Source organism: Kluyvera chengduensis, from assembly GCF_044197065.1.
Classification (GTDB): domain Bacteria; phylum Pseudomonadota; class Gammaproteobacteria; order Enterobacterales; family Enterobacteriaceae; genus Kluyvera; species Kluyvera ascorbata_C.
This window is the reverse complement of the sequence record NZ_JBIQOI010000001.1, coordinates 745,381-759,076: the sequence shown is the minus strand read 5'-3', so window position 1 is coordinate 759,076 and position 13,696 is coordinate 745,381. Positions and strand designations below refer to the sequence as shown.

Sequence of the window (13,696 nt, the reverse complement as noted above, 5' to 3'; positions counted from 1 at the left end):
ATCCGTAAATGCTACGTTATCCGTTGATTATCCTTCGACGGGGGCAAAGAATTTTTGATAATCGGTCGCTTCAAGCACTTTTTGAAGGTGGCCGACCAGTTCACGCAAGCCCTTTTCATCTTCTTCGCTAAAGCGGGAGAAGACCGTACTGTCGATGTCCAGCACCCCAATAACCTGACCGTTCACCTCAAGAGGCAGTACGATTTCGGCATTGCTGGCCGCATCACAGGCAATATGACCATCAAAGGCATGAACATCTTCAATGCGCTGCACGCGATTTTCTGCCACGGCAGTACCGCAGACACCACGGCCAACCGGAATACGCACGCAGGCAATTTTGCCCTGGAACGGCCCGAGAACCAGCGTTTTACCTTCCAGCAGATAAAATCCCGCCCAGTTCACCTCAGAAAGACGCTCATACAGTAGCGCGCTGGTATTGGAGATTACAGCTAAGAAACTCGTTTCACCTGCCATCAATGCCTGAAAATCGCGGTTTAGATCCGCGTAAAATTCTGTTTTGCTCATTTTCTAATCACTATTGTTTACGGTGTTACTGATGCGATACTCAACTTATAGCCTTATAAAATACGCATTAAGTGCGTTCGGGCTCAAGATGAATCGATACTTAGGTTAAGATAGAGTTATACATTCATTTCTCAATGTAATAAATGGCACTTAAAACATCACGCATAACGCCGTCGAAAAAAATACATATTCACAAGATTGATGCACCGTTGCCGTGGGCACATTACCAACGTTGCCCGCAGTGCGATATGCTTTTTCGGTTACCGGTCGTAAAATCATCGCAAAGTGCCTACTGCCCGCGCTGTCACGCCAAAGTGCGCGACGGGCGCGATTGGTCATTGACTCGCCTTGGCGCGATGGCCATTACCATGCTGTTGCTGATGCCGTTCGCCTGGAGTGAACCGCTACTGCGCCTTCATCTGCTGGGTGTGCGTATTGACGCCAATCTGTTGTCGGGTATCTGGCAGATGACTGACCAGGGCGCTCCGATTACCGCGGCAATGGTCTTCTTTTGTACCGTCGGCGCGCCTGCCGTGCTGGTCGTCTCCATCGCCTATCTGTGGCTCGGTAATATTCTGGGAATGAATCTTCGCCCTGTCCTGCTGATGCTCGATAAACTTAAAGAGTGGGTGATGCTGGATATTTATCTGGTTGGCATCGCTGTCGCCTCGATCAAAGTCCAGGACTATGCCTTCCTGCAGCCGGGCATTGGTCTGCTCGCCTTTATCTCACTGGTGGTGCTCAGCATCCTGACCCTGATTCACCTTAACGTTGAACAGCTGTGGGAGCGTTTTTATCCGCAGCGCCCCTCAACGCGACCTGATGCCAACCTTCGGGTGTGCATTGAGTGCGGCTACACCGGGCATGCCGATGCCCGTGGTCGCTGCCGCCGTTGCCATACACCGCTGCGTTATCGGCGTCGGCAGAGCCTGCAAAAAAGTTGGGCAGCGCTCGTCAGCTCCATTGTTTTTCTGATCCCGGCTAACCTGCTGCCCATCTCCGTTATCTACGTCAACGGTGGACGACAGACCGACACCATCCTTTCCGGGATCATGTCGCTGGCGAACAGTAACGTTGCGGTCGCGGCGGTGGTCTTTATCGCCAGTATTCTGGTGCCGTTTACCAAAATCATCGTGATGCTGACGCTACTCATCAGTATCCACTTTAAATGTGAACAGGGGCTGCGTACGCGTATACTGCTGCTGCGTTTTGTCACCTGGATTGGCCGCTGGTCGATGCTCGATCTGTTTGTCATTTCGTTAACCATGTCGCTCATCAATCGTGATCAGCTTCTCGCCTTTACGATGGGCCCCGCTGCGTTTTATTTCGGCGCTGCGGTAATATTAACTATTCTTGCTGTTGAATGGCTGGACAGCCGCATACTTTGGGACGCACATGAGTCAGGAAACGCCCGCTTCACAGACTGAGGCGCGAATTAAAACCAAACGCCGCATCTCTCCGTTCTGGCTCCTGCCGGTCATCGCACTGATGATTGCTGGCTGGCTAATCTGGAGCAGCTACGAGGATCGCGGTACCACCATTACTATCGACTTCATGTCGGCAGACGGTATTGTGCCGGGTCGTACCCCTGTGCGCTTCCAGGGCGTCGAGGTCGGTACGGTTCAGGATATACGCCTCGCCGAGGACCGCAGCAAGATTGAAGTACGTGCGAGCATTAAAAGCGATATGGAAGACGCCTTGCGTGACGAAACCCAGTTCTGGCTGGTGACACCGAAGGCTTCCCTCGCTGGGGTGTCCGGGCTTGATGCGCTGGTTGGCGGTAACTATATCGGCATGATGCCAGGCAAAGGTGAAGCGCGCGATCACTTCACCGCACTGGACACCCAGCCAAAATATCGCCTGAACAACGGCGAACTGATGATCCACCTGCACGCGCCGGATTTAGGCTCGCTCAACAGCGGCTCGCTGGTCTACTTCCGCAAAATCCCCGTGGGACGCGTTTACGATTACGCCATTAATCCAAATAATCAGGGCGTAACCATTGATGTCCTGATTGAGCGTCGCTTCACCAATCTGGTTAAAAAAGGCAGCCGCTTCTGGAACGTGTCGGGCATTAAAGCCGATGTCGGCCTGAGCGGTGCCAAAGTGCAGCTCGAAAGCCTCGCTGCGCTGGTCAACGGTGCTATCGCCTTTGATTCACCTCCCGGCTCGCAGGCCGCTGCGCAGAACGATGAGTATGGACTGTATGAAGACCTCGCCCACAGCCAACGCGGCGTGTTGATCCAGCTTCAACTGCCGAACGGCGACGGTTTGAAAGCGGGCTCAACGCCAATGCTCTATCAAGGGCTGGAAGTGGGTCAATTGACCAAACTGACGTTAAATCCAGATAGCTCCGTTACCGGTGAAATGACCGTTGACCCGAGCGTCGTCTCGCTGCTGCGAGAAAAGACCCGAATTGAACTAAATCAGCCTAAGCTATCGCTGGATAATCCAAATCTGAGCACCCTGCTAACCGGCAGTACGTTTGAGCTGGTACCCGGTGACGGCGGGCCGAAAGACCGCTTTACCGTGCTGGCTTCAGACAAAACGCTGCTGCAACAGCCAGGCGTCCTGACGCTAACGCTAACCGCACCGGAAAGCTACGGTATTGATGCCGGGCAGCCTATCATGCTGCACGGCGTCAGAATCGGTCAGGTGATGGAACGCACGCTGAGCGCGAAAGGTATTAGCTTTGCGGTGGCCATCGACCCGCAGTACCGCGACCTGATCCACGGCGACAGCAAATTTGTGGTTAACAGCAAAATGGATGTCAAAGTAGGCATCGACGGCGTTGAATTCTTAGGTGCCAGCGCCAACGAGTGGTTAAGCGGCGGCATTCGCATTCTTCCTGGCGAAAAAGGGCCAATGAAAGCGAGCTACCCGCTGTTCTCTAATCTCGAGAAAGCGCAGGAGAACAATTTAAGCGACTACCCTACCACCACCCTGATGCTAACCGCCGATACCCTGCCAGACATTCAGACCGGCTCTGTCGTGCTGTATCGTAAGTTTGAAGTCGGCGAAGTCACCTCGGTGCAGCCGCGCGCTAACGCGTTCGATATCGCAGTTCACATTAAACCGGAATACCGCTCACTGCTGACCCCTAATAGCGTGTTCTGGGCGGAAGGCGGTGCGAAAGTGCAGTTGAACGGCAGCGGGCTAACGGTGCAAGCCTCACCGCTTTCACGTGCGCTGAAAGGCGCTATCAGCTTCGATAATCTCAATGCCGCTGGCGCACGTAAGGGGGATAAACGCCTGCTCTATGCATCAGAAACCGCTGCACGCGCTATCGGCGGGCAGATTACGCTGCACGCCTTTGATGCCGATAAGCTCTCCTCCGGCATGCCGATTCGCTACCTCGGTATCGACATCGGCCAGGTGCAAAGCCTTGAGCTGAACGCCTCACGCAACGAAGTCCAGGCCAGCGCCGTGCTCTACCCTGAGTATGTGTCAACGTTCGCCCGCCGCGGCACCCGCTTCTCGGTGATCACGCCGCAAATTTCGGCGGCAGGCGTTGAACATCTGGATACCCTGCTGCAGCCGTACGTTAACGTCGAGCCGGGCCACGGTGAGATGCGTCGTGATTTTGAGCTGCAGGAAGCGACCATCTCCGACTCGCGCTACCTCAACGGCTTGAACATCGTCGTCGAAGCACCGGAAGCGGGTTCACTGAGCATCGGCACGCCGGTATTATTCCGTGGTCTGGAAGTCGGGACCGTCACCGGTCTGCGCCTGGGTAGCCTCTCCGACCGCGTGATGATCGAAATGCGCATCGGCCAGCGTTATCAGCACCTGGTACGCAACAACTCGGTGTTCTGGCTGGCTTCTGGTTACAGCCTCGACTTCGGGCTGATTGGCGGCGTCGTCAAAACCGGCACCTTTAATCAGTTCATTCGCGGCGGCATTGCCTTTGCCACTCCACCGGGTATTCCGCTGGCGCCGAAAGCCCAGGAAGGAAAACACTTCCTGCTGCTGGAGTCGGAGCCAAAAGAATGGCGAGAATGGGGCACCGCCCTGCCACGTTAACGACCTCTGCGCCGGTGCCCGTCACCGGCGCATTTTTATGGTAAACTGCGCGCTCTTTATCTCCTTGTGGTATTCGCCAGTGGCTCAAAACGCAGTCTTTTTCCCCGATGAATTCCTTGCGCAAATGCGCGAGGCCATGCCGAAGAATCTCCCCTTTGACGCATTTATTGATGCCTGCCAGCGCCCGCTGCGCCGCAGTATTCGCATCAACACGCTCAAAATTACCGTCGATGATTTTCTGGCGCTGGTTGCGCCTTACGGCTGGCAGTTAACGCCGGTGCCCTGGTGCGCCGAAGGTTTCTGGATTGAGCGCGATAACGATGACGAGTTTCCGCTGGGCAGTACCGCCGAACATTTGAGTGGCCTGTTTTATATTCAGGAGGCGAGCTCCATGCTACCGGTGGCGGCCCTGTTTGCCGATGGTGAAGCGCCCGCGCGAGTGATGGATGTCGCCGCAGCACCTGGCTCAAAAACCACTCAGATTGCCGCCCGAATGAATAACCGCGGCATGCTGCTGGCTAACGAATTTTCCGCCAGCCGGGTCAAGGTACTGCACGCCAACATCAGCCGCTGCGGCATTGCCAATACGGCGTTGACCCACTTTGATGGTCGCGTATTCGGCGCGGCGCTGCCGGAGTGTTTCGACGCTATCTTGCTGGATGCGCCCTGCTCTGGCGAAGGCGTGGTGCGCAAAGACCCGGACGCACTGAAGAACTGGTCGCTTGCCAGCAATCAGGAGATTGCCAGCACCCAACGTGAGCTTATCGACAGCGCATTCCACGCCCTACGCCCCGGTGGTACGCTGGTCTACTCCACCTGCACGCTCAACCGTGATGAGAATGAATCGGTGGTGAATTGGCTACTCGAGCGCTATCCAGAGGCGGTACAGATTCTACCGTTAGGCGACCTTTTCCCTACCGCGGACCAGGCGCTAACTGCGGAAGGTTACCTGCACGTTTTCCCACAGATTTACGACTGCGAGGGGTTCTTCGTGGCCCGCCTGCATAAAACCGCGGCGATAGACCCGCTGCCCGCGCCGGGCTACAAAGTGGGTAAATTCCCATTCGCACCGATGAAAACTCGTGAATCCAATACCGTCATTGATGCGGCGCGTCGCGTCGGTATTGAATGGAATGCGTCGCTGGCTCTCTGGCAGCGTGACAAAGAAGTCTGGCTGTTCCCGAAAGAGATCGAGCCGCTGCTGGGAAAAGTACGTTTCTCACGCATTGGTATTAAGCTTGCTGAAACCCACAATAAAGGGTTCCGCTGGCAGCATGAGGCGGTGATTGCGCTGGCCAACACCGCTGAACTCGGCCACGAATTGACATCCGCTAACGCGCAGGAATGGTATCGCGGACGCGATATCTATCCCGAGAACGCGCCCTCTCAGGATGATGTCATTGTCACGTTCCAGGGATTCCCGCTTGGTCTGGCGAAACGTATTGGTTCACGCCTGAAGAACAGCTATCCGCGCGAACTGGTGCGCGATGGGAAACTTTTTGTTAACAGGTCGGAGTAGCGCACAAAAAAAGCGCATTTTTTGATTGGCGAAATGCTCTGCGTTGACTAGGATGAAAAGGTACGGCCACTGGTCGTACCACACCAGCCAGCAGATTAACGGAGAGCATTATGAGCAAAACCAGCGTACGCATCGGCGCATTCGAGATTGATGATGCCGTGCTGCACGCCGAGCAACACGGCGAGCGAACGTTAAGCATCCCTTGTAAGTCCGATCCCGATTTGTGCATGCAGTTAGATGCCTGGGATGCCGATATCAGCATCCCGGCCCTTCTTGATGGCGAACATTCAGTTCTTTATCGCAAACATTACGATCAACCGTCTGATGCCTGGGTTATGCGGCTTGTCTAACCCAAAAGGAACCCGCCCATAGGCGGGTTATTTATTTGGTGTGTGGCGCCACTTTGTAGAGCGATGCTTCTCCACGCGGTCGGGTTTTGAACCGACGGTGCACCCACAGATACTGCTCCGGCGCACGTAAAATCTCGCGTTCGATAATCTTGTTCATGTAGCTCGCCGCCGACACTTCATCCCCGCAAGGATAATCGCTCATCGCTTCGCTAATGTGCAGCGTGTAGCCTTTCATATTAGGCTTACGCACCATGGTCACAGTCAGCATCGCCGCACCGGAAAGACGTGACAATACGTTAGTACCGTTGGTGGTTGCGGCCTCGCTTACCGAGAAGAACGGAGCAAATACGCTGCCTTTCGGGCCGTAGTCCTGATCCGGCGCAAACCACACCGCTTCTCCCGCTTTCAGCGCCTGAACCAGGCCACGCAGGTTGCGACGATCGATCATCGCTTTGTTTGAACGCAGACGCCCGGTGGTTTGTACCCATTCCATCAGCGGGTCGTTGTGCGGGCGATAGGTTGCCATCATCGGACGACACAGCCCCATCGCGCGGCCGCCTAATTCCAGCGACATAAAGTGCACGCCAACCACCATCACCCCACGCTGCTCTGTCAGCGAGCGCATCAGGTTGGCATAACCTTCAACATCAAACCATTTGCGCACGCGCGCATCGCTCCAGAACCAGGCCATACCGGTTTCGATAAGCCCCATGCCCAGAGACATAAAGTTTTGTTCAATCAGCTTTTCGCGCTCTTCTGCTGTCATATCAGGGAAGCACAGCTCAATGTTGCGCGTAGCAATTTGCTCACGGCGTTTCAGAAAACGACGCGACGCTTTGCCAACGGAGGTGCCAAGCTGGTGTAAAAGCGGATAAGGGAGTTGGACCACTAGCCATAAGAGAGCAAGCGCAAACCACTTCAACCCATTACGGGGGTGAAGCAAACGAACATCAAAATTCTGGAACATCATTATTTCCGGATAACGTGGAGCACTGCACAAGGTAACGCATAAGAAAAAAACGGGTCCATTCATCCGTCTTAACGCGATACGTATGAGTATCTGACAGTACTGCATTCGACAAATTCACTGTCCGGACGTTTATTTACAAAACGGCAGAAAACGGAGGTGTGATACGGCGTGGCAGGCTGTGGCTTAACTCGCGGCAAGCATGCGCTTTTTCTTTTAAAAAAAATAGCGATTTTTATTCACGCATTGAAATAATTATTCTAATACTGAGCATAAATATAATTAGCACAGTAGTGATTTTAGTGAGTGAAATGATTCTTCTGCATTTTTCAGCCGTTCCATTTCCTGCATCACATTTTCACAGAAATTTTTTTTTTGCGAAATGACATAAAAGTACTTGGATGCGGCAGAAAATCTGTTTACATTGGTTTAACAAGCACGCGAGTTGTGTCCCGTACTTGCCCTGTTGGATGGAAGCGACAGATAAAAAGAGACCGAAAACGATTCCTGTTTTCGGTCCAGGGAAATGGCTCTTGGGAGAGAGCCGTGCGCTAAAAGTTGGCATTAATGCAGGCTAAGTCGCCTTGCTTTATAAGAATAGATGACCGTGACAGGTTTTCCAGTCCACAACCCCTGTGAGCTGAAAAATTTCGTTGAATAAACGGCATAAGATAAAAAAACCGCAGCCATTTCGTGAGAATGATTGCGGTTTTTTTATTGATTTTTAAACAGATATTCTGTGAATTAGCAGAGTTTCTTCGCCCGCTCGATAAACGGCGCCAGGCTCATTTTAACACCCGGCTGTTTAGGATCGTCAATCTGGATGATGCTGATCGGCTGCGCCTGAGTCTTGCCCGCTTTCACCTGCTGTTCAGCCACATCATTAAGCGGATACTGCACCAGCGTGCTCGGGTTGATGACGTACAGCGCATTATCAGGGCGACAGGTTAGCATGACCTCTTCGCGGTTGAACGCCCAGTTCTCCTTACCCACCTCAAAACGGCTTACGGTAATAATCTGCGCGGCCAGCGCTGACCCGGTGGTGGTAAGTAACAACAAAGAGAGAATAATCTTTTTCATAATTCGCCAGTTCAGTTAAAAAGGTTCCCAGGTGGCAAACAAGCTTACACACGCCAGTACCAGAGCCCCCAGGACAATTTCCGCCTGCGTGGTTCGCAGGAAAATACGCTGCGTCAGTTCTGTTGCTGCCGACATTCTCGGCACCAGCAGATAACGGTTTGCCAACGCGACCATCACCATTAGCGCCACGAAGCCGCACTTCACCCACAGCGCGACTCCATAGGGTGTCGCAACGCTAAACCCACCCTGAATCAACCAGGCATTAACCAAGCCGCTTGCAATCGCCCCCGCCACCGCCAGGTGCCCGTAACGGGAAAAGCGCATCATGGTGTCAATCGCTGCGCTACGCCAGCGCCCTTTTGCCAGACGCAGGCAATAGAGAAACGGCACCAGCCCGCCAACCCATGCGCCGACACAAAGCAGATGTAGCGCATGATTGATACGTTGCAACACGCCGAACGCGCCATCATACATGGCGGCATGCCCTACGCCCGCCAGCAGGATAAACTGTGCAACGCCCAGAAGCAAAAGCCGCCGCATCATCTGTCGCGGTTGAACCCAGGCGACACCTAAGGTGACCCACGCGAGTACAATCTGCCACAGCCAGACGCTGCCAAAGTGAGTCTGTATCACTGCCTGCCAGACTTCCGGTCGCCAGGTATCTGCCCAGCCGTCGCCCATCAGCCCGCCCTGCGCCACCAACATCAACATGGCGGAAAGCACGCTTACCGTTAATGCACTTCGCAGCAACCGAGAAAAACGCTGGGCCAGCAGACGCCGGAGTTCTACAGGGGCCCACCATCCCGCATAAAGCGTGCAGCCAAAGGCCACCATCAGCGCGGCAAAGTGAGCAAAACGTAAGCCAACGTAGAGAGCCGCCAACATATTACTTCACGCTAAATTGGTACTGACCTTTGGTCTTGTGCCCGTCGACGGAAACGACGTGCCATTCGACGGTGTACAGTCCACCACCCAGCGTTTCGTTCAGCGGAATCACCAACTGCGCTTTATTGCTTTCGCTGCGCGTCGCTTTACCAACGGGAACAATACGCTTGTCTGGTCCCGTCAGCGTCACACCGCTGAAGCCCGGCTCAATGCCCTCGGAAAAATTAAGCGTCAATGCGTGAGGCGCAGGGCTGACCTCTGAATTTGCTGCCGGGATTTGCTGCTGAAGATGGGCATGAGCCCAGACGGATGACGCACTGAGTGAACCCAGTACAAACAACATGGCACCGAGTGCGCGAGGCGCGGTGAATTTCATTTCCATCATTCCCTTTTGTTATCGATATATGACAAAGAATAACTCTGTATAATGTTCTCGTCGAGATAAGCGCCCTCTGTACTTGCCATTTTGCGATACTCTTAGTAACTTTTGCGCGTTATTCCAAGGAGAAAACCATGCATACCAATCTGGCAACCCTACCTCAAGACGAGATGGACAAAGTGAACGTTGATCTGGCTGCCGCTGGCGTAGCGTTTAAAGAGCGCTATAACATGCCGGTCGTCGCCGAAGTGGTTGAACGTGAACAGCCAGCGCATCTGCGAGACTGGTTCCGCGAGCGGCTGATTACGCACCGTTTAGCCTCGGTTAATCTTTCCCGACTGCCGTACGAGCCTAAATCCAAGTAAAGCTTACGCTTAGTGACAGTTCCTTACGACAATCCTGATACTATAAACTGGAATAAAAGCCCAGTGACAACGTGTTGAAGGATGCAACTATGCTGACATGGACTATTGCAGCAGCGCAATATGCTCCCCGTAAGGGAGATGTTGCGGAGAACATTACCCACCATTTGCGGTTTATCAATGTCGCAGCCCAGCAGGCCTGTAAAGTATTAATCTTCCCGGAGCTCTCCCTTACCGGACCTGACGACGAACAGACGTTACCTGCACCGCCGGACGATACGCAGCTGTTGCCGTTAAGCGAAGCCGCTCATCGCCATCAGATGACCATTATTGCAGGCCTGCCGATGGACAACGATGGTAAGCGCATCAAGGGCATTGTCATTTTTGCCCCGCATACCGCAAGCCCGATCAAACAGCATCAAGGCCAGGGAACCTGCCTCGCCCCCGAGTCAGATCAAATCAGCGTCTTTGAGCTGAACCATGAGGGCTGTGAACTCTCGGCGCAAGCCTCGGTGCTGGCAACCGTCAGCTCCATGGCGGAGCCGCAGCAGCAGCGCACCAGCCAGCGGCTTCAGCGTTTCGCCCATAAATACGCCATTGCCGTTTTGAAATCCAACTATGCCAGCGGTACGTTTTCGGGCGGCAGCGCGCTGTGGGATGAAAACGGGCAGCTTATCGTCCGCGCCGACGGTGGCGAACTGTTGCTGACCGGCAGAAAGAGCGCCCAGGGTTGGCAAGGCGAGATCATTCCATTACGCTAAACGTTTTAGGCCGGAGTTTGCCATGCTGCGCGTAATCGATACAGAAACCTGTGACCTACAAGGAGGCGTCGTCGAGATAGCCTCCGTCGATGTCATTGACGGTAAAATCGTCAACCCGATGAGTCATCTGGTTCGCCCGGACCGCCCTATCAGCCCGCAGGCGATGGCCATCCACCGGATCACCGAAGAGATGGTGGCCGACAAACCGTGGATTGAAGACGTGGTGCCGTTTTACCAGGGAAGCCCGTGGTATGTCGCCCACAATGCGAGCTTCGACCGCCGCGTCTTGCCTGAAATGAACGGCGAGTGGATCTGTACCATGAAGATGGCCCGCCGCCTGTGGCCGGGCATCAAGTACAGCAATATGGCGCTGTATAAATCACGCAAGCTGAGCGTGGCGACACCGCCGGGCCTGCATCATCACCGCGCGCTGTACGACTGCTATATCACCGCGTCGTTGCTGATTGATATTATGCAGGTGTCAGGCTGGACGCCGGATCAAATGGTAGACGTCACCGGCCGACCAGCGCTACTGCGTACCTTTACCTTCGGCAAGTACCGCGGGCAGGAAGTGGCGGAAGTGGCGAAAAACGATCCGGGCTACCTGCGCTGGCTGTTTAACAACCTCGACCGCATGAGCCCGGAACTGCGCGTAACGCTTAAACACTATCTCGAGCAGTAATTAACGCTCGGATTGCCCCGGCAACGTTCCCTGCGCCAGGGCAATCAGGAACGCAAACTCCAGCGCCACGCCTTCATAGCTTTTATAGCGTCCGGACTTCCCGCCGTGACCGGAGTCCATCTCGGTGCACAGCAGCAACAGATTGTCATCTACCTTCAGCTCACGCAGCTTAGCGACCCATTTTGCCGGTTCCCAGTACTGCACCTGGGAATCATGCAGCCCCGATGTCACCAGCAAATGCGGATAAACCTGCGCCCTCACGTTGTCGTATGGACTGTAGGATTTCATATAGTGATAGTAGGTTTCTTCCTGCGGATTGCCCCACTCTTCAAATTCGCCGGTGGTTAGCGGAATCGACTCGTCCAGCATGGTGGTCACGACATCAACGAACGGCACTTGAGCCACGACGCCGTGGAACAGGTCGGGACGTTCATTTATCACCGTGCCCATCAACATGCCACCCGCGCTACCGCCCATGCCATAGCACAGCGAGGGGTCGCCGTAGCCTTTGGCCAACAGCGCTTCAGTGGCATCAAGATAATCGTTGAAGGTATTTTTCTTCTTAAGGAATTTCCCCTCTTCGTACCATAACTGCCCCAGTTCACCGCCGCCGCGAATATGGGCGATGGCAAAGACAAAGCCGCGGTCAAGCAGACTTAATCGACTGCTGCTGAAGTCGGCGTCCATGCTGGCACCGTAAGAACCGTAGCCGTAAACCAACAGCGGGTTTTTACCCCGACGGAAATGTTCATGGCGGTAAACCAGTGAAACCGGGACCTCTACGCCGTCACGTGCGGTAATCCAAAGACGCTCACTGCGATAACGGCTGGCATCAAAACCTTTCACCTCCTGCTGCTTCAGCACGCGGCGTTCTCCGCTGTCCATATCCAACTCAAACAGCGTGTCAGGGGTGGTCATCGACGAGTAGCCATAGCGCAGACAGGCCGTTTCCGGTTCCGGGTTGTAGGCAATCCACGTCACGTAGGCTGGGTCATCAAAGGCGATGGCCGTTTCCTGCTGGCGATGACGATGGATCTGGCGCAGGCTGGTTAAACCACGCTGCCGCTCTTCTACCACCAGCCAGTCACGAAACAGCGTGAAGTCTTCCAGCATCACCGCATCGCGTGGCGCAATGAGGGTTTGCCAGTCAGCCTCTTCCCAGGATTCACTGCGATATAAACCGAAGTTTTTGCCATCGCGGTTAGAACGCAGGTAAAACTGATTTTGATAATGATCGAGGCTGTACTCATGGTCTTTACGACGCGGCGCAAAGACGCGCGGCTGGGCGTTTGCCTGGTCGGCATCGAGCAACAGCATTTCGCTGGTCGTGGTACTTGAGAGCACAATCACCACGTACTGGCGCGAAGAGGTCTTGTGCAGGCTGACGTAAAAGGTCTCGTCCTGCTCCTCATAGATAAGTTCATCTTGTTCCGTAGATGCCCCAACCTGATGCCGCCAGACCTGCCACGGCAGCAGCGTCGTGGGGTGCTGACGAACGTAGTAAAGCACGCGGGAGTCATTTGACCACACCACGCCCGGTGAGACCTCGTCAATCACTTCCGGCAGCCAGGTTTCATTTTTCAGATGACGAATGCGCAGACTGTACTGACGGCGGGAAAGGAAATCTTCGGTCACCGCCAGCAGGTTATTATCCGGCGCCACGTTCAACCCGCCCAGGGTATAAAACTCGCTGTGCGCCGCCCGCTTATTTTCATCAATCAGCAATGTCCATTCATCACTGTCTAACGCCTGACGCTGATACATCGCATATTCGCGTCCCGGCTCAAAAACCTGGCGGTAGCGATAGCCATTTTTGATATAAGGCGCGGAGACCTCACGCGGGGGGATCCTGTCGACAATCTCTTTCAGCACGCGATCCTGCAGACTGCGCTGGGAGGACATCACTTCACGCCCGTAGGTATTTTCCTGCTGTAAATAGTCAAGCACCGCCGGTTTGGTGCGGGTGTCATCGCGAAGCCAATAGTAGTTATCGACGCGCGTATCACCATGCAATGTCATGGTGTGGGGTATCCGTTTCGCTTTAGGTGGCATCTCGTTATTCTTCTTGTTGTGTTAATTCATTATTAAGCCTGGCAAAAGTCGCGCTCATTGCCAACTTAACCGCTGTCCTCATCCTACGTTTCATCCGCCTTTTTCGCCACT

General features: G+C 54.3%; 13 protein-coding genes. 7 read left to right on the top strand and 6 right to left on the bottom strand.

The genetic code is table 11. The features are described from left to right. Positions 1 to 27 precede the first annotated feature (27 nt). Positions 28 to 525: a GAF domain-containing protein gene (locus ACH1XZ_RS03510; protein ID WP_035891663.1), complete on the bottom strand. Its 498-nt coding sequence runs from the start codon at positions 523 to 525 to the stop codon at positions 28 to 30. A 143-nt stretch (positions 526 to 668) separates the two neighbouring features. Here ACH1XZ_RS03510 and yebS point away from each other — a divergent pair, with 143 nt between their 5' ends. From yebS to ACH1XZ_RS03490, 4 genes are all read left to right on the top strand, one after another. After that, positions 669 to 1,952, top strand: coding sequence for a membrane integrity lipid transport subunit YebS (yebS, locus tag ACH1XZ_RS03505; RefSeq protein WP_395594341.1), 1,284 nt, complete (start codon positions 669 to 671; stop codon positions 1,950 to 1,952). Next, positions 1,921 to 4,548 (top strand): PqiB family protein, encoded by a 2,628-nt coding sequence (locus tag ACH1XZ_RS03500; protein ID WP_395594340.1) that lies wholly within the window; start codon positions 1,921 to 1,923, stop codon positions 4,546 to 4,548. The genes yebS and ACH1XZ_RS03500 overlap by 32 nt, the downstream gene beginning before the upstream one ends. A 79-nt stretch (positions 4,549 to 4,627) precedes the next feature. After that, positions 4,628 to 6,067, top strand: coding sequence for a 16S rRNA (cytosine(1407)-C(5))-methyltransferase RsmF (gene rsmF, locus ACH1XZ_RS03495; RefSeq protein WP_395594339.1), 1,440 nt, complete (start codon positions 4,628 to 4,630; stop codon positions 6,065 to 6,067). 110 nt (positions 6,068 to 6,177) lie between these two features. Then, complete coding sequence (locus ACH1XZ_RS03490) at positions 6,178 to 6,417, top strand: YebV family protein (protein ID WP_035891671.1); 240 nt, start codon at positions 6,178 to 6,180, stop codon at positions 6,415 to 6,417. 31 nt (positions 6,418 to 6,448) lie between these two features. Here the strand turns inward: ACH1XZ_RS03490 and lpxP are convergent, their stop codons facing one another. The 4 genes from lpxP to yobA form a co-directional block, all read right to left on the bottom strand. Next, positions 6,449 to 7,384 (bottom strand): kdo(2)-lipid IV(A) palmitoleoyltransferase, encoded by a 936-nt coding sequence (gene lpxP / locus ACH1XZ_RS03485; RefSeq protein ID WP_395594695.1) that lies wholly within the window; start codon positions 7,382 to 7,384, stop codon positions 6,449 to 6,451. A gap of 744 nt (positions 7,385 to 8,128) precedes the next feature. Continuing rightward, the gene (locus ACH1XZ_RS03480) at positions 8,129 to 8,467 is read right to left on the bottom strand and encodes a YebY family protein (RefSeq protein ID WP_395594694.1); all 339 of its coding nucleotides are present in this window, start codon (positions 8,465 to 8,467) and stop codon (positions 8,129 to 8,131) included. 12 nt (positions 8,468 to 8,479) lie between these two features. After that, the gene (gene copD / locus ACH1XZ_RS03475) at positions 8,480 to 9,349 is read right to left on the bottom strand and encodes a copper homeostasis membrane protein CopD (RefSeq protein ID WP_395594338.1); all 870 of its coding nucleotides are present in this window, start codon (positions 9,347 to 9,349) and stop codon (positions 8,480 to 8,482) included. Position 9,350: 1 nt separating this feature from the next. Then, positions 9,351 to 9,725 carry a CopC domain-containing protein YobA gene (gene yobA, locus ACH1XZ_RS03470; protein ID WP_395594337.1) on the bottom strand — a complete coding sequence of 125 codons (375 nt, stop codon included), beginning with the start codon at positions 9,723 to 9,725 and terminating at the stop codon, positions 9,351 to 9,353. A 137-nt stretch (positions 9,726 to 9,862) separates the two neighbouring features. On the opposite strand from yobA, the gene ACH1XZ_RS03465 reads away from it, so the two are divergent. The 3 genes from ACH1XZ_RS03465 (at position 9,863) to exoX (ending at position 11,533) form a co-directional block, all read left to right on the top strand. Next, positions 9,863 to 10,093: a DNA polymerase III subunit theta gene (locus ACH1XZ_RS03465; RefSeq protein ID WP_035891678.1), complete on the top strand. Its 231-nt coding sequence runs from the start codon at positions 9,863 to 9,865 to the stop codon at positions 10,091 to 10,093. 89 nt (positions 10,094 to 10,182) lie between these two features. Beyond that, complete coding sequence (locus tag ACH1XZ_RS03460) at positions 10,183 to 10,851, top strand: carbon-nitrogen hydrolase family protein (protein ID WP_395594336.1); 669 nt, start codon at positions 10,183 to 10,185, stop codon at positions 10,849 to 10,851. 22 nt (positions 10,852 to 10,873) lie between these two features. Then, positions 10,874 to 11,533: an exodeoxyribonuclease X gene (gene exoX / locus ACH1XZ_RS03455; RefSeq protein ID WP_395594335.1), complete on the top strand. Its 660-nt coding sequence runs from the start codon at positions 10,874 to 10,876 to the stop codon at positions 11,531 to 11,533. Here the strand turns inward: exoX and ptrB are convergent, their stop codons facing one another. Beyond that, a complete protein-coding gene (gene ptrB / locus ACH1XZ_RS03450) occupies positions 11,534 to 13,585 on the bottom strand; it encodes an oligopeptidase B (RefSeq protein WP_395594334.1) in 2,052 nt (683 codons plus the stop codon). Positions 13,586 to 13,696: the final 111 nt, after the last annotated feature.